General features: G+C 70.6%; 16 protein-coding genes. 12 read left to right on the top strand and 4 right to left on the bottom strand.

From position 1 onward, the window contains the following. Positions 1–301 precede the first annotated feature (301 nt). The 6 genes from ACFYNL_RS07165 to ACFYNL_RS07140 all read left to right on the top strand — a co-directional run bounded on the left by ACFYNL_RS07165 (position 302) and on the right by ACFYNL_RS07140 (position 9,185). A complete protein-coding gene (locus tag ACFYNL_RS07165) occupies positions 302–1,075 on the top strand; it encodes a PspA/IM30 family protein (protein ID WP_388800488.1) in 774 nt (257 codons plus the stop codon). A 41-nt stretch (positions 1,076–1,116) separates the two neighbouring features. Beyond that, positions 1,117–1,395 (top strand): hypothetical protein, encoded by a 279-nt coding sequence (locus tag ACFYNL_RS07160; protein WP_388800485.1) that lies wholly within the window; start codon positions 1,117–1,119, stop codon positions 1,393–1,395. A 116-nt stretch (positions 1,396–1,511) separates the two neighbouring features. Further along, entirely contained in the window at positions 1,512–2,729 is a 1,218-nt protein-coding gene (locus ACFYNL_RS07155) for a sensor histidine kinase (protein WP_388797979.1), read from the top strand. Between the two features lie 82 nt (positions 2,730–2,811). Further along, positions 2,812–3,495, top strand: a complete 684-nt coding sequence (locus ACFYNL_RS07150; RefSeq protein WP_388797976.1) for a response regulator — start codon at positions 2,812–2,814, stop codon at positions 3,493–3,495. A gap of 175 nt (positions 3,496–3,670) precedes the next feature. Further along, a complete protein-coding gene (locus ACFYNL_RS07145) occupies positions 3,671–6,814 on the top strand; it encodes an efflux RND transporter permease subunit (protein WP_388797973.1) in 3,144 nt (1,047 codons plus the stop codon). A gap of 346 nt (positions 6,815–7,160) precedes the next feature. Further along, entirely contained in the window at positions 7,161–9,185 is a 2,025-nt protein-coding gene (locus ACFYNL_RS07140) for a PQQ-binding-like beta-propeller repeat protein (RefSeq protein ID WP_388797970.1), read from the top strand. Positions 9,186–9,206: 21 nt separating this feature from the next. Here ACFYNL_RS07140 and nadA read toward each other — a convergent pair whose 3' ends face one another. After that, a complete protein-coding gene (gene nadA, locus ACFYNL_RS07135; protein ID WP_048585181.1) occupies positions 9,207–10,391 on the bottom strand; it encodes a quinolinate synthase NadA in 1,185 nt (394 codons plus the stop codon). A gap of 327 nt (positions 10,392–10,718) precedes the next feature. On the opposite strand from nadA, the gene erpA reads away from it, so the two are divergent. Then, positions 10,719–11,075: an iron-sulfur cluster insertion protein ErpA gene (erpA, locus tag ACFYNL_RS07130; protein WP_328870798.1), complete on the top strand. Its 357-nt coding sequence runs from the start codon at positions 10,719–10,721 to the stop codon at positions 11,073–11,075. An 86-nt stretch (positions 11,076–11,161) separates the two neighbouring features. On the opposite strand, the gene ACFYNL_RS07125 is transcribed toward erpA, so the two are convergent. Both ACFYNL_RS07125 and ACFYNL_RS07120 read right to left on the bottom strand, forming a co-directional pair. Continuing rightward, positions 11,162–13,018: a hypothetical protein gene (locus tag ACFYNL_RS07125; protein ID WP_388797966.1), complete on the bottom strand. Its 1,857-nt coding sequence runs from the start codon at positions 13,016–13,018 to the stop codon at positions 11,162–11,164. Between the two features lie 181 nt (positions 13,019–13,199). Beyond that, entirely contained in the window at positions 13,200–13,415 is a 216-nt protein-coding gene (locus ACFYNL_RS07120; RefSeq protein WP_388797964.1) for a hypothetical protein, read from the bottom strand. 130 nt (positions 13,416–13,545) lie between these two features. Between ACFYNL_RS07120 and ACFYNL_RS07115 the strand changes: the two genes are divergently transcribed. Continuing rightward, positions 13,546–14,520 carry a carbohydrate kinase family protein gene (locus ACFYNL_RS07115; protein WP_388797961.1) on the top strand — a complete coding sequence of 325 codons (975 nt, stop codon included), beginning with the start codon at positions 13,546–13,548 and terminating at the stop codon, positions 14,518–14,520. A gap of 77 nt (positions 14,521–14,597) precedes the next feature. Here ACFYNL_RS07115 and ACFYNL_RS07110 read toward each other — a convergent pair whose 3' ends face one another. Further along, complete coding sequence (locus ACFYNL_RS07110; protein ID WP_388797958.1) at positions 14,598–15,977, bottom strand: cysteine desulfurase/sulfurtransferase TusA family protein; 1,380 nt, start codon at positions 15,975–15,977, stop codon at positions 14,598–14,600. Between the two features lie 286 nt (positions 15,978–16,263). On the opposite strand from ACFYNL_RS07110, the gene coxB reads away from it, so the two are divergent. The 4 genes from coxB to ACFYNL_RS07090 all read left to right on the top strand — a co-directional run bounded on the left by coxB (position 16,264) and on the right by ACFYNL_RS07090 (position 20,739). Further along, a complete protein-coding gene (gene coxB / locus ACFYNL_RS07105; protein ID WP_388797955.1) occupies positions 16,264–17,229 on the top strand; it encodes a cytochrome c oxidase subunit II in 966 nt (321 codons plus the stop codon). Then, positions 17,226–18,962 (top strand): cytochrome c oxidase subunit I, encoded by a 1,737-nt coding sequence (gene ctaD / locus ACFYNL_RS07100; protein WP_388797952.1) that lies wholly within the window; start codon positions 17,226–17,228, stop codon positions 18,960–18,962. Before coxB ends, ctaD begins: the two co-directional genes overlap by 4 nt. Next, on the top strand, positions 18,959–19,357 hold the full coding sequence (locus ACFYNL_RS07095) for a cytochrome c oxidase subunit 4 (RefSeq protein WP_388797949.1): 399 nt from the start codon (positions 18,959–18,961) through the stop codon (positions 19,355–19,357). The genes ctaD and ACFYNL_RS07095 overlap by 4 nt, the downstream gene beginning before the upstream one ends. A gap of 131 nt (positions 19,358–19,488) precedes the next feature. After that, positions 19,489–20,739 carry an Ig-like domain-containing protein gene (locus ACFYNL_RS07090; protein ID WP_388797946.1) on the top strand — a complete coding sequence of 417 codons (1,251 nt, stop codon included), beginning with the start codon at positions 19,489–19,491 and terminating at the stop codon, positions 20,737–20,739. The last annotated feature ends 21 nt before the right edge of the window (positions 20,740–20,760 follow it).

Below are 20,760 nucleotides of genomic sequence, written 5' to 3'. Positions count from 1 at the left end.
GTAGGGGGACAGAGAGGACGTTGCAGACGGTCCGTCCGACGGTCACGGGAAAGGCACACGGGCGGCACCGGGTGGACACCGCGAGCTCACCCATGGGCCCACTGCTGACCCACCCGGGAGTCACCTACTCCTTACGCCGGAGTGGGAACGTCAGCAGTCGTCCTTGGGGATGAGCGCATCCGTCCCCGAACAGTGCGTCAATGGATGCAGGGCCCGTACTGTGGGTTCTGTCGCAGAGCTGGAGCTGGACGTCAGAAGGGGGCGCGCGAAGCCCATGAGCGGTGTCATGAAGCGTATGGGGATGATCTTCCGCGCGAAGGCGAACAAGGCCCTTGACCGGGCCGAGGACCCGCGCGAGACCCTCGATTACTCGTACCAGAAGCAGCTGGAGCTGCTCCAGAAGGTCCGTCGTGGCGTCGCCGACGTCGCCACGTCGCGCAAGCGCCTGGAACTCCAGCTCAACCAACTCCAGCAGCAGTCGTCGAAGCTGGAGGACCAGGGCCGCAAGGCGCTCGCGCTGGGCCGCGAGGACCTGGCCCGCGAGGCGCTGTCCCGCCGCGCCGCCCTCCAGCAGCAGGTGACCGACCTGGAGACCCAGCACGCGACGCTGCAGGGCGAGGAGGAGAAGCTCACCCTCGCGGCCCAGCGCCTGCAGGCGAAGGTCGACGCCTTCCGCACCAAGAAGGAGACCATCAAGGCCACCTACACGGCGGCCCAGGCCCAGACCCGCATCGGCGAGGCCTTCTCCGGCATCTCCGAGGAGATGGGCGACGTCGGCCTGGCGATCCAGCGCGCCGAGGACAAGACGGCACAGCTCCAGGCCCGCGCCGGCGCCATCGACGAACTCCTCGCCTCCGGTGCCCTGGACGACCAGTCCGGCATGCACAAGGACGACATCCAGGCCGAGCTGGACCGGCTCTCCGGTGGTACGGATGTAGAGCTGGAACTGCAGCGGATGAAGGCGGAGCTGGCGGGAGGCCCGGCGGCCGACCAGCAGGCCATCGAAGGCGGCAACGGCGCCCAGCAGCAGTCCCAGCACCAGCCGCAGGACACCCCGCGCTTCGACAAGCAGTAGCCGACGGCGGGGCCCACGCCGAGGAGGGCGAGATGGGCGACATGATCGTCCGGATCATGGGTGAGGGGCAGGTGAAGCTGTCCGACAGCCACCTGCCCGAGCTGAACAAGCTCGACGACGAGCTGCTGCGCGAGATGGAGAACGGCGACGGCCCCGGCTTCCGCCGCACCCTCGCCGCCCTCCTCGCCAAGGTCCGCGAACTGGGCGACCCCCTGCCCGACGACTCCCTGGAACCGTCCGAACTGATCCTGCCCTCCCCGGACGCGACCCTGGAGGAGGTCCGGGAGCTGCTGAGTGACGACGGGCTGATCCCGGGTTGAGGACGGCTCGGGGGCACGCGCCCCGGGGTGCTGACTCCCCGGGCACAGGCCATGCGGTGCCGACTCCGGTCGGCCCCCGTACCGGGCTCCGCGGGCACGCCGTACCGTAAGCAAGCGTGAGCATCCTCGACCGCGCCCGGCGGCACCTCAAGGCGCACCCCATGGCGCTGGACGCGGCGCTGGCGGTCGCCGTCCTGGCCTGCATGGTGGCCGGCTCGTTCGTGGACCCGCACGGGAAGAGCGGCGTCAGCTGGGGCCTGCGCACCCCCGACGCACTCAGCCTCGTCCTCATCGTCCTCGGTGCCGCGGCCCTGGTCCTGCGCCGCCGCGCCCCCATGACGGTCCTCGCCCTGACCTGCACCGTCTCCCTCGTCGAGTCCGTCACCGGCGACCCCCGCGCCCCCGTCGCGATGTCGGCGGTCATCGCCCTGTACACCGTCGCCTCGACCACCGACCGCCCCACCACCTGGCGCGTCGGCCTGCTCACCATGACCGTGCTGACCGGCTCCGCCATGCTCGCCGGCCCCCTGCCCTGGTACGCCCAGGAGAACCTCGCCATCTTCGCCTGGACCGGTATCGGCGCCACCGCCGGCGACGCGGTCCGCAGCCGCCGCGCCGTCGTCGCCGCCATCCGCGAACGCGCCGAACGAGCCGAGCGCACCCGCGAGGAGGAGGCCCGCCGCCGGGTCGCCGAGGAGCGCCTGCGCATCGCCCGGGACCTGCACGACGTCGTCGCCCACCACATCGCCCTCGTCAACGTCCAGGCCGGCGTCGCCGCCCATGTCATGGACAAACGGCCCGACCAGGCCAAGGAGGCCCTCGCCCACGTACGCGAGGCCAGCCGCTCCGCGCTCAACGAACTGCGTGCCACCGTCGGCCTGCTCCGGCAGTCCGGCGAACCGGAGGCCCCCACCGAGCCCGCGCCCGGCCTCGACCGCCTCGACGAACTCACCGGCACCTTCCGCAGTGCGGGCCTCCAGGTCGAGGTCGCCCGCGCGGACCAGGGCACCACGCTCCCCGCCGCCGTCGACCTCGCCGCCTACCGCGTGATCCAGGAAGCCCTCACCAACGTGCGGAAGCACGCGGGTGCGGAGGCCAAGGCCGAGGTCAGCGTCGTCCGTGTGGGCCCCAACATCGAGATCACCGTCCTCGACGACGGCACCGGCGACGACGCCGCCCCCGACGGCGGCGGCCACGGCCTGCTCGGCATGCGTGAGCGCGTCACCGCCCTGCGCGGCACCCTCACCACCGGCCCCCGCTACGGCGGCGGCTTCCGCGTCCACGCGATCCTGCCGGTCGAGGGCCGCGCCGGCGCCGCGGAAAGCACCGTATGAGCGAGCCGCGGAACTCACCGGCACCCCGTGGGAGTTCACGTGACGCCAAGCCGCCCACCTCGTGCCTCGGGGAGGACCCCGCATGACCATCCGCGTCCTGCTCGCCGACGACCAGGCCCTGCTGCGCAGTGCCTTCCGCGTGCTCGTGGACTCCGAGCCCGACATGGAGGTCGTCGGCGAGGCGTCCGACGGGGCCGAGGCGGTGCGGCTGGCCGGGCAGGAGCGGGCGGACGTCGTGCTGATGGACATCCGGATGCCCGGCACCGACGGCCTCGCCGCCACCCGCATGATCAGCGCGGACCCCGCTCTCGCCCATGTCCGCGTCGTCATCCTGACCACCTTCGAGGTCGACGACTACGTCGTGCAGTCCCTGCGCGCCGGCGCCTCCGGCTTTCTCGGCAAGGGCTCCGAGCCGGACGAACTGCTGAGCGCCATCCGTATCGCGGCCGGTGGCGAGGCCCTGCTCTCCCCGGCTGCCACCAAGGGCCTGATCGCCCGCTTCCTCGCCCAGGGCGGCAGCGCGGACGGCGACCGCGACCCCGCCCGCTCCGAGCGGCTCGACGCCCTCACCGTCCGGGAGCGCGAGGTGCTGGTCCAAGTGGCCGGCGGGCACTCCAACGACGAGATCGCCGAACGTCTGGAGGTCAGCCCACTGACCGTGAAGACGCACGTCAACCGGGCCATGTCCAAGCTCGGCGCCCGCGACCGGGCCCAGCTCGTGGTGATCGCCTACGAGTCGGGCCTGGTACGTCCAAGGGTGGAGTGACCTCGAAGCGGCGTACTGCGCCCGGAGTATGCGCCGTATAAGGAAATGGACCTGGGGCCTAGGAAACCGGGGTGCTGCATGGCTCAGGGTGTAAGGGCGGCGCTCATCTGTGACACATCCGTGTCCACGGACGCCTCCTGCCCTTCTGCCGCTCACAGAAGAGAGACCCTGACGCATGTCCTGGCTGTCCAGATTCAGCCTCGCCCAACGTGCCCTGATAGGCCTGATCTCGATCATCGCCCTGGCCTTCGGGGCGATCGCGATACCTCAACTCAAGCAGCAACTGCTGCCCTCCATCGAACTGCCCATGGTGTCGGTGCTCGCCCCGTACCAGGGCGCCTCGCCCGACGTGGTCGAGAAGCAGGTCGTCGAGCCCATCGAGGACAGCCTCGAAGCCGTCGACGGCATCACGGGCGTCACCGCGACGGCCAGCGAGGGCAACGCCCTGATCATGGCGTCCTTCGACTACGGCCCCGGCACCCGGCAGCTCGTCGCGGACGTCCAGCAGGCCGTCAACCGCGCCCGCGCCCAGCTTCCGGACGATGTGGACCCGCAGGTGATCGCCGGTTCCACCGACGACATCCCGACCGTCGTCCTCGCCGTCACCTCCGGCCAGGACCAGCAGGCCCTGGCCGACCGCATCGACCGGTCCCTCGTACCGGACCTGAAGGACATCGACGGCGTCGGCCAGGTCACCGTCGACGGCGTACGGGACCTGCAGGTCACCGTCACGCCGGACGAAGCGGAGCTGGCGAAGGCGGGCCTGACGTCGGCCGCCCTCTCCGAGGCCCTGCAGGCCGGCGGCGCCACCGTCCCGGCCGGCTCGTTCGACGAGGACGGCAGCAACCGCACGGTCCGGGTGGGCGGCGGCTTCACCTCGCTGGAGCAGATCGAGAACCTCATGGTCACCGGCGAGGGCGCCGACAAGCCCGTACGCCTCGGTGACGTGGCCGGTGTCGAACAGGAGCAGGCCCCGGCCGACTCCCTCACGCGCACGGACGGCAAGCCGTCGCTCGCGGTCGCCGTCACCATGGACCGCGACGGCAGCGCCGTCGCGATCTCGCACGCGGTACGGGACAAGCTCCCGGAGCTGCGCGCGGACCTCGGCCCGGGCGCCACGCTCACCGTGGTCAGCGACCAGGGGCCCGCGGTCGAGAAGTCCATCGACGGGCTGACCACGGAGGGCGCGCTCGGCCTGCTCTTCGCGGTCCTGGTCATCCTGGTCTTCCTCGCGTCGATCCGCTCGACGCTGGTGACCGCGGTGTCGATCCCGCTGTCGGTGGTCCTCGCGCTGATCGTGCTGTGGACCAGGGACCTCTCCTTGAACATGCTGACGCTCGGCGCGCTCACCATCGCCATCGGCCGGGTCGTCGACGACTCGATCGTGGTCCTGGAGAACATCAAGCGGCACCTCGGTTACGGCGAGGAGCGCCAGGAGGCCATCCTCAAGGCGGTCCGCGAGGTCGCCGGAGCGGTCACCTCCTCCACTCTCACCACGGTCGCCGTCTTCCTGCCGATCGGCCTGGTCGGCGGCATGGTGGGCGAGTTGTTCGGCTCGTTCAGCCTCACGGTCACGGCCGCGCTGCTGGCGTCGCTGCTGGTCTCGCTGACCGTCGTACCGGTGCTGTCGTACTGGTTCCTGCGCGCCCCGAAGGGCACGCCCGAGGACGCCGAGGAAGCGCGTCGGGCGGCGCAGGAGAAGGAGGCGAGGAGCAGGCTGCAGCGCTTCTACGTCCCCGTGCTGCGCTTCGCTACCCGCCGGCGGCTGACCAGCGTGCTGCTGGCGATCGTCGTCCTCGTGGGCACCTTCGGCATGGCCCCGCTGCTGAAGACGAACTTCTTCGACCAGGGCGAGCAGGAAGTCCTCACCGTCAAGCAGGAGTTGAAGCCGGGCACCAGCCTGGCGGCGACCGACGCGCAGGCCCGGCGGGTCGAGAAGCTGCTCGCCGGCATCAAGGGGGTCAAGGACTACCAGGTCACCGTCGGCTCGTCCGGGTTCATGGCGGCCTTCGGCGGCGGCACCGACACCAACCAGGCGTCGTACCAGGTGATGCTGGAGGACTCGGCGTCGTACGAGGACGTGCAGGACCGCATCGAGACGGGTCTGAAGAAGCTCGACGGCATCGGTACGACCACCGTCGCCGCCGGTGACGGCTTCGGCGCCCAGGACCTGAGCGTGGTCGTGAAGGCGGCCGACGCGAACGTGCTGCGCGCGGCTTCCGAGGAGGTCCGCAAGGCGGTGGCCGGCCTGGACGACGTCACGGACGTCACCAGCGACCTGGCGCAGAGCGTGCCGCGCATCTCGGTGAAGGCCAACGACAAGGCGGCCGCGGCGGGCTTCGACGACCGGACGCTCGGCATGGCCGTCGCCCAGGCGGTCCGCGGCACCACGGCGGCCCAGGCGACCCTCGACGACACCGAGCGCGACATCGTCATCAAGTCGGCGAAGCCGGCCGGGACGCTGAAGCAACTGCGGAACCTGCGCCTCGGCCCGGTGAAGCTGGGCGACATCGCGGACGTGAAGCTGGTCGACGGCCCCGTCTCGATGACCCGTATCGACGGCCGACGCGCCGCCACGATCACCGCCAAGCCGACCGGCGACAACACCGGCGCGGTCAGCGCGGAGCTCCAGGCCGAGATCAACGGGCTGACGCTCCCGGCGGGCGCCACCGCGCAGATCGGCGGGGTGTCCGAGGACCAGGACGAGGCGTTCGCCAACCTGGGCCTGGCGATGCTGGCGGCGATCGCGATCGTCTTCATGCTGCTGGTGGCGACGTTCCGCTCGCTGGTCCAGCCGCTGATCCTGCTGGTGTCGATCCCGTTCGCGGCGACCGGTGCGATCGGCCTGCTGGTGGCGACCGGCACGCCGATGGGCGTCCCCGCGATGATCGGCATGCTGATGCTGATCGGCATCGTGGTGACGAACGCGATCGTGCTGATCGACCTGATCAACCAGTACCGCAGCCAGGGCTACGGTGTCGTGGAGGCGGTCGTCGAGGGCGGCCGCCACCGGCTGCGGCCCATCCTGATGACCGCGCTGGCGACGATCTTCGCCCTGCTGCCCATGGCCCTGGGAGTCACCGGCGAGGGCGGCTTCATCGCCCAGCCGCTGGCGGTGGTGGTCATCGGCGGTCTGATCACGTCCACGATGCTGACCCTGCTCCTCGTCCCGACGCTCTACGCGATGGTGGAGCTCCGCAAGGAGCGCCGGGCGAAGAAGCGGGCGGCGAAGCGCGCCAAGAAGACCGGTACGCCGGACGACTCCTCGGCCACGTCCTCGTCCTCGTCCTCGGACGAGCCGGAGCCCGCGTCCGTGTGACCGTCCCGTCCCAAGGAGGCCGGGTACCGAACCCCCGACGGTTCGGTACCCGGCCTCGGCCGTTTCCCCGTTACGTATCCTGAGTCCTCGAACTGTCGCACGGGGGAGGAAAGCCGGGCGTGCCGCTGCGCAAGGACGACCCCAGGTCGGTCGGCGGGTACAAGCTGCTCGACCGGCTCGGTGCCGGTGGCATGGGCGCCGTGTACCGGGGCAGATCGCGTTCCGGCCGTGAGGTCGCCGTCAAGGTGGTGCACGCCCAGTACGCCGAGGACCCGGTCTTCCGTGCCCGCTTCCGGCAGGAGATCGAGGCCGTCCGCAAGGTGAGCGCGCCTTCACCGCACCGGTGGTGGACGCCGACCCCGAGGCGGTACGGCCCTGGATGGCCACCCAGTACGTGCCCGGCCCCTCCCTCGCCCAGCGGATCCGCGACCGAGGCGCACTGCGCGAGAGCGAACTGCGGCGGCTGGCGCTGGGGTTGGTGGAGGCCCTGCGCGACATCCACCGGGCCGGCGTGGTGCACCGGGACCTCAAGCCCGCCAACGTCCTGATGGCCGACGACGGCCCCCGCGTCATCGACTTCGGCATCTCCCGGGCCGCCGAGAACCACAACACCCTGACCGAGACCGGCCAGATGATCGGCACCCCGCCCTTCATGTCCCCGGAACAGCTCACCGACGCCCGCACGGTCGGCCCCGCCTCGGACGTCTTCTCGCTCGGGGCCCTGCTGGTCTACGCCGTCACCGGGCGTGGGCCCTTCGACGCCGACAGCCCGTACCTGACCGCCTACCGGGTCGTGCACCACGAACCCGTGCTGGACGGGCTGGGCCATCCCCTGCGCGGCCTCCTGGAGCGCTGCCTGGCCAAGGACGCCGCGAGCCGGCCCGGACTGGACGAACTGGCGCGGGAGTTCGCGACCGCCCTGCCCGAGCCGACGGACGGCGATCAGGCCACCGTGACCCTGCGCATGGACGACGTCCCGACCACCGCGGGCACCCGCCCCGCGACCCTCGCCGACCCGGGGGAGACCACGCGTTCCCGCCTGCGTCGTCGTGTCCGCCCGCTGCTGGCGGCGACCGGCACGCTCGGCGCCGTCGCCCTGGGGGTGACGGCCTACCTGGCCCTGGGGGCGAAGGGGACGGAGACCGACCACGAGCCGAGCCGCCCCCCGTCGTCGGCGGCGTCCCGGTGGGCGGCGCCGCCCACCGGTTGGAAGCCGTGGCAGTCGACCCTCTTCGAGACCGCCGCGCACGGAGTGCGCAAGGCACCGCGGACGGACGGCGGCGCGATCGGCGGCGGGCCGGACTGCCGGGTGGACGAGGGCGCCGTCTACTGCGCGGGCGACGGGATCCTGCCCGTACGCCTGGACGGCCGGACGGGCGCGACCGTCTGGCGCGCCGAGCCGGTGCGGTACGGCGACGGCAAGGGCTCGTACGACTTCACGCTGCTCGGCGTCCGGGACGACGCGGTGCTGGTGCAGCAGCTCTTCCACCCCGACGGCCCCGGCGACAGCACGACCAGTGTCGTCGCCTACGACGCCGGGACCGGCAAGCGGCTCTGGCAGCGCGCGGTGAACGACGACTGGTCCGACGTGATCCTCTCGGGCGACGTCGTCGTGCTCCCGGACAGCGGCGGCAGCTCCGTGACGGCCCGCTCGCCGCGTACCGGCGCGGCGCGCTGGACGGCACAGCTGCCCCCGCAGTACTTCTGCGGCTTCACGGAGGCCGGTGAGGGCCTGTACCTGCAGTGCAGCCCGGAGGCGGAGGAGCCCGCCGACTCGCTGGTCCTGGCGGTGGACCGGGCCGACGGCTCCACTCGCCGGTTCACCGTGCCGAGCCAGTCCGGCCTCCTCGGCACCTTCGACGGCCGGCTCCTCTTCCTGGACATGACGCAGGACGAGGAGGGCAGCATGCTCCTGGGCGAGGACGCGCCGTATGCCCGGATTCGGCTCGTGGACCCGAAGACGGGTGCGAGCAGCACCACCCGGCTGGCGGAGAAGCAGGTCGGGGAAGTGGCGCTGGCGAACGGCACGCTGTGGTTCGCCACCTCCAGCGGACGGGTGACCGCCGTGTCGGCGCGTACCGGCGAGCAGCTGTGGCAGACCCCGACCAGCCTGGAGCAACCGTCCGAGGCGACCTACGACCCACGGACGAGGGCCGTGTACCTGGTCAGTGAGAGCGGCCGGGTGGGGGCTCTCGACGCGCGCAAGGGCACGCTGCTGTGGGAGACCCTGCCGCGTGCCGAACGCAACGGCTCCGGCTGGTCCGCCACCAACGTGCGGCTCCTGGAGGGCGCCCTGGTGGTGGCCACTCCCGACGGCACCGTCTTCAGCCTCGACCCCGCTCACCCCGACCGGAAACCCGTGCCGGGGTGAGCTTCAGGGGCACGGCGGGGCTTACGGCAGCGCCAGCATCCGCTCCAGCGCCAGCTTGGCGAACGCCTCGGTCTCCTTGTCGACCTCGATCCGGTTGACGAGGTTGCCCTCGGCCAGGGACTCCAGGGCCCAGACCAGGTGGGGGAGGTCGATGCGGTTCATGGTCGAGCAGAAGCAGACCGTCTTGTCGAGGAAGACGATCTCCTTGCCCTCCGGCGCGAAACGGTTCGCCAGCCGCCGCACCAGGTTCAGTTCCGTGCCGATGGCCCACTTGGAGCCGGCCGGGGCGGCCTCCAGGGCCTTGATGATGTACTCCGTCGAGCCGACGTAGTCCGCCGCCGCCACGACCTCGTGCTTGCACTCGGGGTGGACGAGGACGTTCACACCCGGGATGCGCTCGCGCACGTCGTTCACCGAGTCCAGGCTGAAGCGGCCGTGCACCGAGCAGTGGCCGCGCCACAGGATCATCTTCGCGGCGCGCAGCTCGTCGGCCGTCAGCCCGCCGTTCGGCTTGTGCGGGTTGTAGACGACGCAGTCCTCCAGGGACATGCCCATGTCCCGCACGGCGGTGTTGCGCCCGAGGTGCTGGTCGGGCAGGAACAGGACCTTCTCACCCTGCTCGAAGGCCCAGTCCAGGGCGCGCTTGGCGTTCGAGGAGGTGCAGATCGTGCCGCCGTGCTTGCCCGTGAAGGCCTTGATGTCGGCGGACGAGTTCATGTACGAGACGGGGACGACCTGCTCGGCTATCCCTGCCTCGGTGAGCACGTCCCAGCACTCGGCGACCTGCTCGGCGGTCGCCATGTCGGCCATCGAGCAGCCGGCGGCGAGGTCGGGCAGGACGACCTTCTGGTCGTCGGACGTGAGGATGTCCGCCGACTCCGCCATGAAGTGCACGCCGCAGAACACGATGTACTCGGCCTCCGGGCGCGCGGCCGCGTCCCGGGCCAGCTTGAAGGAGTCGCCGGTGACATCCGCGAACTGGATGACCTCGTCGCGCTGGTAGTGGTGGCCGAGCACGAAGACCTTGTTCCCGAGCTTCGCCTTGGCCGCGCGGGCGCGCTCGACCAGGTCCGGGTCGGACGGCGACGGCAGGTCACCGGGGCACTCGACACCGCGCTCGCTCCGCGGGTCGGCCTCGCGGCCGAGCAGCAGCAGGGCGAGGGGCGTCGGCTGTACGTCGAGCTCCTGGGTCTGGGCGGTGGTCACGACACGCACCCTTTCTGTTCTGCGGCTCGCCGGGACCGGAACGACCGGACCCGGCGGGTCATGCGGGACACCTTCATCGACTTCTCGTCGATTTGACGCTATCTATCATAACTGGTTCACGTCACTTTGACGATGGCCATCATGTCGATGTGACGTGAATCCCGGCGAAGGGTAGGCGTATTCCCCAAAGAGGCGTTTTCCGCTTCGCACGCCGTGTGCGAGCATGAAGAGAAACCGAAAGACAAGCGCCCGGCCCGGAATGAATCCGCGGCCCCGCCGGTTGCAACCGTCGGCAAGCAGTCTCCGTACAACCCGGGAGAGATGTAGATGTCCGTATCGGACGAGACCAGCACCGTCACCGACGGCATCGTCCTGACCGACGCCGCCGCGTCCAAGGTCAAGGCCCTGCTCGACCAGGAAGGCCGTGAAGACCTCGCCCTGCGTGTGGCCGTCCAGCCGGGTGGCTGCTCCGGCCTGCGCTACCAGCTCTTCTTCGACGAGCGTTCCCTCGACGGTGACGTGGAGAAGGACTTCGACGGTGTGAAGGTCGTCACCGACCGCATGAGCGCCCCGTACCTGGGCGGTGCCACCATCGACTTCGTCGACACCATCGAGAAGCAGGGCTTCACGATCGACAACCCGAACGCGACCGGCTCCTGCGCCTGCGGCGACTCCTTCAGCTGAGCCCGCCGCGCCGGATCGGCGCGCCGGGACACGGAAAAGGCGGCGACCCCCTCCGACGGGGCCGCCGCCTTTCCTTGTCCGGGCCCCTACCGGGCGGCCCCGGACGTCCGCGGCGCGTCCGGAAGCACGCTCCCCGGCTTCTCCAGCGGGAGCGCCTGGCCGTCCGTGCCCACGACCTCGCGGTCGCCGAGCGGCTCGTCCAGCCGCACGGTCCGGTGGAACACCTTCGCGACCTGGATGCAGATCGTGTCCGGCCGCGAGGTCTCGGTCACCCGGACCGTCACCCGGTCGTCGCTCTCGCTCGCGGTCACCTCGTAGTCGGCGCACACACCGCCCGTGAAGGCCACGGTCAGCTCCCGGCCGTCGGCCGTGTAACCGTCCACCGTCACGTTCCGTGTGACGGGTTCCGAGGTCGGCTCGTCCTTCGGCCCGGTCGGCCGCGGGCTCGGCTGCTCGGGCGGCGTCTGCGCGGGTGTGCTCGAAGCCAGGTACTCCGGGTCGATCGCCGGATACGTGACCGTGAAGCTGTCCCGCGCGCCCGGCGCCCGCACCTCGAACAGCCACGACGGCACCAGCGCCTGCCGGGCGTCCACATGGTGCGCGGCCAGCCCGAACACCGCCTTCTCGACCGTGAGGACGTCCTTCGCCGGCGCACCCGTCGACGCCTCGGCCCCACACGGCGCCTCCGGCCGGTCCTTCAGCGGGGCGGGACTGGCACAGCCCCCGATGCCCGCACGGCGGTCGGTCCCCGGCGCCGCGTTCATCAGCCCGAGCGTCTTCCCGGCGTCCAGCACGGGATACGTGTCCCCCTTCACCGGCGCCTTCAACTGGCCGCTCCCGCCGACCACCGAGCCGTCGGCACCCACGGTCACGCCGGTCGTCCAGCCGTAGGTGGGCAGGCCACCGACCACGGGGTTCGCGTTGACCACCCGCTGGGCGCCCATCACCTGGCTCGCGTCGCGCTTCGCGTCACCCTGACCCACGGCCGCCAGCACCGGAGCGGCCGCCCGCTTCGCGGTCTCCTCGTCGACCGGGTCGGCGTCCGCGGTGCGGAGGTCCTTGTGGCAGACGGTGGTGCTCCGGCAGTCGTCGGTCCCGGGAGAGTGCCGGTAGAACGTCCAGGTCCCCGGCGCCTGCCTGTTCACCTGCAGACTGGGCCCCGCCCCGTCCTGCGCGCCGATCCGCCAGGCATCCCCCTGCGCCACGGGCGTCCCGTCCACCCCGAGCGCCTCGGCCAGCCGCGCCACCTCGTCCTCGCCGACCTCGCCGCCGGCCCGGTACACCGGCGCCGAGCCGGGCCCGTCGGGCAGCTCGCCGGCGGCCTCGTAGGTCACGCCGTACGGGTTGGGCTCCCCAGGCGCGATGCCGCCCGTGTCGCCCTCGGTGTAGCCGTCGAGCCGGAGCGGCGGGGGAGTGTCGCCGCCGGGCGCCGAGGACGTCGTACCGCCGTCCGGCCCCCCGGACACGTTCGCGGCCAGGAACGCCCCACCACCACCGACGAGCAGGACGGCGGCGGCGACGGAGGCGATGACGGCGGGGGAGCGCCGGCGCGCCGGTCCGGCGGGCTCGCCCTCTTCCGGATCCGGAGTGGCATCCGGTGCCTCGTCGGCACCGGCCCGCTCACCGGCGTCGGCGGCAACGGCGTCGGCACCGGCCCGCTCACCGGCGTCGGCGGCAACGGCGTCGGCACCGGAGCCGACCGCCTCGCCCTCGCCCCCGGCTTTGTCGGCGTCGCGCTCGCGCTCCGCGTCCGCCCCGGCCTCGGCATCCGGCCCGCTCCCGGCCACGGCGGCACCCTCGTCCTCGGCGTCGGGAACGGGCGTGCCGCTCTCCCCGGCACCGGGAGCCTCGGTGCCGGCGGCGCCCTCCTCCTGCCGGGCGTCCTGCTCCTCGGCGGAGGCGTCGGCGCCCGTGTCGTCGTTCTCGGGTCGCTCGGTGTTCACCGCATCGCTCCTTCGGCTGCGCGCATGTCCCATGACCCTGACCAGACCCTGTCAAAAAGGTCGGTCCGCCGGGTCGTATCCCGCATCCCCTTTACGGGGGACAGCGATGGGACGCAGCGGGGGAGCGCACGGTTCCCCGAAGGGCGCCGATCGGGGAACCGGATTTCGAACGGTCCGCCGGTCAGTCGCCGTAGTCCGACATGGCGTCCAGCAGCCGCGCCGACTTCGACGGCACGGTGACCCCGTGGATGAGTGACGGGGAGACCGGACGGGAAAGGACACGGTCGGGAGCGGCCCAGTGGGGCGCCATCCGCGCGCAGTCTCCGAGCAGCGACGCGAGACCGACCTCAGGGTCGGCGGGAGCGGAAGCGGGGGCGTGGACCTCGAATTTCGTCATAGGGCACCGTAGACACGACGAAGCGTGCGAAGAAAGATCTACTATCGGGTAGTTTCGTCCGCTTCAGAGTCCCGGTCACGAACGGTAGCGTGGACTGTCAATTCCACCTCCCCGCAGGAGACTCCACGCCGTGCGCATCGCAGTCACCGGCTCCATCGCCACCGACCATCTCATGACCTTCCCCGGCCGCTTCGCCGACCAGTTCGTAGCGGACCAGTTGCACACGGTCTCGCTCTCCTTCCTGGTCGACAACCTGGACGTACGCCGGGGCGGCGTCGGCGCGAACATCGCCTTCGGCATGGGTCAGCTGGGCACGAAGCCGATCCTGGTCGGCGCCGCGGGCTCCGACTTCGACGACTACCGGTCCTGGCTGGACCGGCACGGCGTGGACACCGGCTCGGTCCGTATCTCCGAGACCCTGCACACCGCCCGCTTCGTCTGCACCACCGACGCCGACCACAACCAGATCGGCTCCTTCTACACCGGCGCGATGAGCGAGGCCCGCCTGATCGAGCTCAAGACCGTCGCGGACCGCGTGGGCGGCCTCGACCTGGTCCTCATCGGTGCCGACGACCCCGAGGCGATGCTCCGCCACACCGAGGAGTGCCGCTCCCGAGGGATTCCCTTCGCCGCGGACTTCTCCCAGCAGATCGCCCGTATGAAGGGCGAGGAGATCCGGATCCTGCTGGAGGGGGCGACGTACCTCTTCTCCAACGAGTACGAGAAGGGCCTGATCGAGTCCAAGACCGGCTGGACCGACGAGGAGATCCTGTCCAAGGTCGGCCACCGGATCACGACCCTCGGCTCGCGCGGCGTGCGCATCGAGCGGACCGGTCAGGACCCCGTCGAGGTCGGCTGCCCCGACGAGGAGAGCAAGACCGACCCCACGGGCGTCGGCGACGCCTTCCGCGCCGGGTTCCTGTCGGGGGTGGCGTGGGGTCTGTCCCTGGAGCGGGCCGCGCAGGTCGGATGCATGCTGGCGACGCTCGTCATCGAGACCGTGGGGACGCAGGAGTACCAGCTGCGGCGGGTGCACTTCATGGAGCGGCTGGCGAAGGCGTACGGGGACGCCGCCGCCGACGAGGTGCGCAAGCACCTCGACTGAGGCCGGGTGCGCCTACGCGTCCGAAGAGGCGGGCGCGTAGGCGTGTGCGGGTCCCTCGTGCCCCCTGAAGGGGACCTTCAGGCCACCCGGCGGACGACGTACGCCGTCCCCCGTTCCGCCGGTTCCTCGCCCACGTACTGCTGGCCCCGCATCTCGCACCACGCCGGGATGTCGAGACGGGCCGCCTCGTCGTCCGACAGCACACGGACCGTGCCGCCCACGGGAACGTCGCCGATGACCTTGGCGAGCTCGATGACGGGGATCGGGCACCGCTTGCCGAGCGAGTCCACGACCAGGGCGTCCTCCTCCCGTACGACCGCCCCGGCAGCCGGTGCCCCCAGCTTCTCCCGCACCCCCGCGACGGCCCCCGGCAGCACCTCCAGGAACCGCTCCACGTCCTTGGCCGCCGTCCCGAACGGCAGGGACACCCGTACGTTCCCCTCGCTCAGCACCCCCATCGCCTTCAGCACATGGCTCGGCGTCAGCGTGCTGCTCGTGCAGGACGAGCCGGACGAGACCGAGAACCCGGCCCGGTCCAGCTCGTGCAGCAGGGTCTCCCCGTCGACATAGAGGCAGGAGAAGGTGACGATCCCGGGCAGCCGCCGCTCCGGATCCCCGACGACCTCCACATCCGGCACCAGGCGCGGCACCCGTGCCCGGATCCGCTCCGTCAGCTCCCGCAGCCGTACCGCCTCTTGGGCCGCCTCCGCCCGGACCGCCCGCAGCGAGGCCGCCGCGGCGACGATCGCCGGGATGTTCTCGAACCCGGCCGCCCGCCCCGACTCCCGCTCGTCGGCGGGCCCTTGCACCGCGAACCGCGTCCCCTTGCGTACGACGAGCAGGCCGACCCCCGACGGACCACCCCACTTGTGGGCACTCCCGGTCAGCACCGACCAGTCGCCCTCGACCCGCCCCCAGGCCAGCGACTGCGCCGCGTCCACCAGCAGCGGCACCCCGGCCTCCCGGCACACCCCGGCCACCTCCGCGACCGGCTGCTCGGTCCCCACCTCGTGGTTGGCCGACTGCAGACAGACGAGCGCGGTGTCGGAGCGCAGTGCGTCCGCGTAGCCCCGCACGCTCACCGCCCCCGCCCGGTCCACCGCGACCTGGGTGACCGTCCCCCCGTCCCGCTCGTGCGCGTCAGCCGCATGGAGGACGGAGGAGTGTTCGACGGCGGACACGATCAGGTGGCGTCCGATCCGGCGCCGACCCGCCAACACCCCGGCGACACCCGAGTGGACGGCTTTCGTCCCCGATGGGGTGAACACCAACTCGTCGGCACGGCAGCCCACGGCCTCGGCGGCCGCCTCCCGGGCCGCGTCCAGCAACAACCGTGCCCGGCGCCCCTCCCGGTACAGCCGCGCGGGATCGGCCCACCCCTCGTCGAGGGAGGCCTGCAGAGCCTGCCGCGCAACGGGATGCAGAGGAGCGCTGGAAGCAGCGTCGAAGTAGCCCACACACCCACGCTAGACGCCCGTGCACCGCAACGCCGCAAAGGGGTTCGGGGCGGTCGCGGCAGCGGCTCCGCCACGGGCGTGACAAGCCCGAACGGACCCGCACCCGCCAAACCAGCGAACCACCCCACCTCATAGGGACCCCTCCCCGCGAACCCCTGGAAGGCGTCGGCTAGGGTTTGGTCCGCATAAACATCCAAACCCCTGCCCGACGCAGGGCGGCGACCGACCAGCGAGAAGGCCAGGCCGCAGCCAACACGCGCGGGCGAGACTCTCGGGAAGGCGCTACGTGAGTCCCAACGGCTCCGACCGCTCGCCGCGGCGCCCGATGCGGCGGAAGCTGCTGCAGGCAATGACTGCGGGCCTGGTCCTGGCGACAGCCACCGGTTGCTCGTACAACTGGGAAGACTTCCCCCGTCTTGGTATGCCCACCCCGACCACGGAAGAGGCTCCGCGGATCCTCTCCCTGTGGCAGGGGTCCTGGGCGGCGGCGCTCGCCGTCGGCGTGCTGGTGTGGGGCCTCATCCTGTGGAGCGCCATCTTCCACCGGCGTAGCCGCACCAAGGTCGAGGTCCCTCCGCAGACCCGGTACAACATGCCCATCGAGGCGCTGTACACCGTGGTCCCGCTGATCATCGTCTCGGTCCTGTTCTATTTCACGGCCCGCGACGAGTCGAAGCTCCTCAGCCTCAAGGACAAGCCCGACGTCACCGTCAACGTCGTCGGCTTCCAGTGGAGCTGGTGCTTCAACATGGTCGCGAACGTCGAAGGTTCCACCGGCGACGCCAAGACGGCCAAGGAACTGGACGCGATTCCGAACCGGTACAAGGAAGACTTCCCGGCCGACGCCGGCGGTGTCTACGACTGCGGCACCCCCGGTACCCGGAACCCGCAGACGGGCAACCCGGGCCCGACCCTGTGGCTGCCCAAGGGCAAGACGGTCCGCTTCGTCCTCACCTCGCGTGACGTCATCCACTCCTTCTGGGTGGTGCCGTTCCTGATGAAGCAGGACGTCATCCCGGGCCACACCAACGCCTTCGAGGTGACCCCCAACCGTGAGGGCACCTTCCTGGGCAAGTGCGCCGAGCTGTGCGGCGTCGACCACTCCCGGATGCTGTTCAACGTGAAGGTCGTCTCCCCCGAGCGGTACGAGCAGCACCTCAAGGACCTCGCCAAGAAGGGGCAGACCGGTTACGTTCCCGCCGGCATCGCGCAGACGAGCCACGAGAAGAACCGGGAGACGACAAACCTGTGAGCATCCTCAACGAACCCCAGGGTGCCGCGGCAGCTGAGGACTCGTACGAGAACGAGCTGCCGGTCCGGCGCCGGCAACCCGGCAACGTCGTGGTCAAGTGGCTCACCACCACCGACCACAAGACGATCGGAACGCTGTACCTCGTCACGTCGTTCGCGTTCTTCGTGATCGGTGGCGTGATGGCGCTGCTCATGCGCGCCGAGCTGGCCCGGCCTGGTCTGCAGATCATGTCGAACGAGCAGTTCAACCAGGCGTTCACGATGCACGGCACGATCATGCTGCTGATGTTCGCGACGCCGCTGTTCGCCGGCTTCGCGAACTGGATCATGCCGCTGCAGATCGGCGCGCCCGACGTGGCCTTCCCGCGGCTGAACATGTTCGCCTACTGGCTGTACCTGTTCGGCTCGCTCATCGCGGTCGGTGGCTTCCTCACCCCGCAGGGCGCGGCCGACTTCGGCTGGTTCGCCTACTCCCCGCTGTCGGACGCGGTCCGCAGCCCGGGCGTCGGCGCCGACATGTGGATCATGGGTCTGGCCTTCTCCGGCTTCGGCACCATCCTCGGCTCGGTCAACTTCATCACCACGATCATCTGCATGCGTGCCCCCGGCATGACGATGTTCCGCATGCCGATCTTCACCTGGAACGTGCTGCTGACCGGTGTGCTGGTCCTGCTCGCCTTCCCGGTGCTGGCCGCGGCGCTGTTCGCGCTGGAGGCGGACCGCAAGTTCGGCGCGCACATCTTCGACTCGGCCAACGGCGGAGCGCTGCTGTGGCAGCACCTCTTCTGGTTCTTCGGCCATCCGGAGGTGTACATCATCGCGCTGCCGTTCTTCGGCATCATCAGTGAGGTCATCCCGGTCTTCTCCCGCAAGCCGATGTTCGGCTACATGGGTCTGATCGCGGCGACCATCGCGATCGCGGGTCTGTCCGTGACGGTGTGGGCGCACCACATGTACGTCACCGGCGGTGTACTGCTGCCGTTCTTCGCCTTCATGACGTTCCTCATCGCCGTACCCACCGGCGTGAAGTTCTTCAACTGGATCGGCACCATGTGGAAGGGCTCCCTGTCCTTCGAGACGCCGATGCTGTGGGCGACCGGCTTCCTCATCACCTTCACCTTCGGTGGTCTGACCGGCGTCATCCTGGCGTCGCCGCCGCTGGACTTCCACATCTCCGACTCGTACTTCGTGGTGGCCCACTTCCACTACGTCGTCTTCGGAACCGTGGTGTTCGCGATGTTCGCGGGCTTCCACTTCTGGTGGCCGAAGTTCACCGGCAAGATGCTCGACGAGCGCCTCGGCAAGATCACGTTCTGGACGCTGTTCATCGGCTTCCACGGCACCTTCCTGGTCCAGCACTGGCTGGGTGCCGAGGGCATGCCGCGCCGGTACGCCGACTACCTCGCGGCAGACGGCTTCACCGCCCTGAACACCATCTCGACGATCGCCTCGTTCGTGCTCGGCGCCTCGCTGCTGCCCTTCTTCTACAACGTGTGGAAGACGGCCAAGTACGGCAAGCCGGTCGGCGTCGACGACCCGTGGGGCTACGGCCGCTCCCTGGAGTGGGCCACGTCCTGCCCGCCGCCGCGCCACAACTTCCTCACCCTGCCGCGGATCCGTTCCGAATCCCCGGCGTTCGACCTGCACCACCCTGAGATCGCCGCGCTCGACCAGCTCGAGAACGCCCCTCACGGTGAGAAGGCTCTGGCTGGCGGCAAGGAGGCCGGCAAGTGAAGACCCAAGGCACGATGTTCACCTGGCTGAGCGTCTTCGTCCTCGCCATGGCGGTCGTCTACGGCGTCTGGTCGAAGGAGCCGGCCGGTACCACGGCCCTCTTCCTGGCCTTCGGTCTGTGCATCATGATCGGCTTCTACCTCGGCTTCACGGCCAAGCGGGTCGACGTCGGTGCGCAGGACAACAAGGAAGCGGACGTCGCGGACGACGCCGGCGAGGTCGGGTTCTTCAGCCCGCACAGCTGGCAGCCGCTCTCCCTCGCGATCGGCGGTGCCCTCGCCTTCCTGGCGATCGCCGTCGGCTGGTGGCTGCTGTACTTCTCGGCGCCGCTGATCCTGGTCGGCCTGTGGGGCTGGGTGTTCGAGTACTACCGTGGTGAGAACCGCACCCAGTAGCACGAGCTGAGCTCATCGGGAGCCCGGACCCTCCGTCAGGAGCGTCCGGGCTCCTGCGTCTGCCGCAATCGGAATCACTCGTACGCATCACCCCGCGCGCCGAGCTCGACCCGGCTTCCTAGCGTGAAGCCATGAGCCACACGCCACCGCGCACGAGCACAGTCATAGGCTGCACGCTGCTGGTCATAGCCCTCGGGGTGGGCGTCACCAGCTGCGGCAGCGACGGCAACCCGCTCTCCGCCGCCCCGTACGACGCGGCGGACCAGATCGCCTTCAACGGCCCGTCGGGCGACGGCAGGAAGGCCGACCCCGACAAGCCCCTGGAAGTCACCACCGAGGACTCCGACGGCCGCATCACGGACGTCACCGCCAGGGACGCCGCAGGACGCTACGTCGCGGGCGAACTCTCCGCCGACGGCACCCGCTGGCACAGCACCTCCCCGCTCGCCGCCAACGCCCGCTACACGGTGCGCGTGAGCACCGAGGACGAGGACGGCGCCCCCGGCCGCAAGGTCCTCACCTTCGACACCAGCCGGCCGACCACGAAGAAGCTGACCGTCACGTTCGGCCCCAGGGCGGGCAAGTACGGCGTGGGCCAGCCCATCACGGCCGAGCTGAGCAGCCCCGTCAAGGACGGCAAGCAGCGGGCGATAGTCGAGAGCGCCCTCAAGGTCGACTCCATACCCGCGGTCAAGGGCGCCTGGCACTGGGTGGACGACAAGAAGCTGCACTACCGCCCGATGGAGTACTGGCCGACCCACGCCACCGTCCAGGCCCGCAGCAACCTGGAGGGCATCAAGATCAGCGACCGCCTCCGGGGCGGCGCGGCCAAGCCCCTGACCATCACCACCGGCGACCGGGTCGTCGCCGTCACGGACGCCTCGACGCACCAGATGACCGTCTACCGCAACGGCGAGGTCATCAGGCAGATCCCGGTCACCACGGGCAAGCCCGGCTACGACACCCGCAACGGCGTCAAGGTGGTCCTCGCCAAGGAAGGCACCGTTCGCATGACCAGCGCGAGCATCGGCGCCTCGGACTTCTACGACCTGACCGTCCACCACTCCGTCAGGGTCACCAACAGCGGCGAGTACGTCCACGCCGCCCCCTGGTCGACAGGCTCCCAGGGGTACGCCAACGTCAGCCACGGCTGCACGGGCATGAGCCCCGGCAACGCCGCGTGGTTCTACGACACCATCAGCGAGGGCGACATCGTCGAGGTCGTCAACTCGGGCGGCGACACCATGGCCCCCTTCGGCAACGGCTTCGGCGACTGGAACCTGCCGTGGAAGAAGTGGCGCACCGGTAGCGCCCTGGTGGGCGGCACGCCGGACGGCCCGAGCCCGGCGGAGCGCGCCAGGCTGAGGCCGCAGAACGTGTGAGCGCCCCCCCAGGGCGGCTTA

The sequence above is a fragment of the Streptomyces sp. NPDC007808 genome (assembly GCF_042868655.1).
GTDB lineage: Bacteria > Actinomycetota > Actinomycetes > Streptomycetales > Streptomycetaceae > Streptomyces.
The sequence above is the reverse complement of the archived record's forward strand: the minus strand, read 5'-3'. Positions and strand labels throughout refer to the sequence as shown.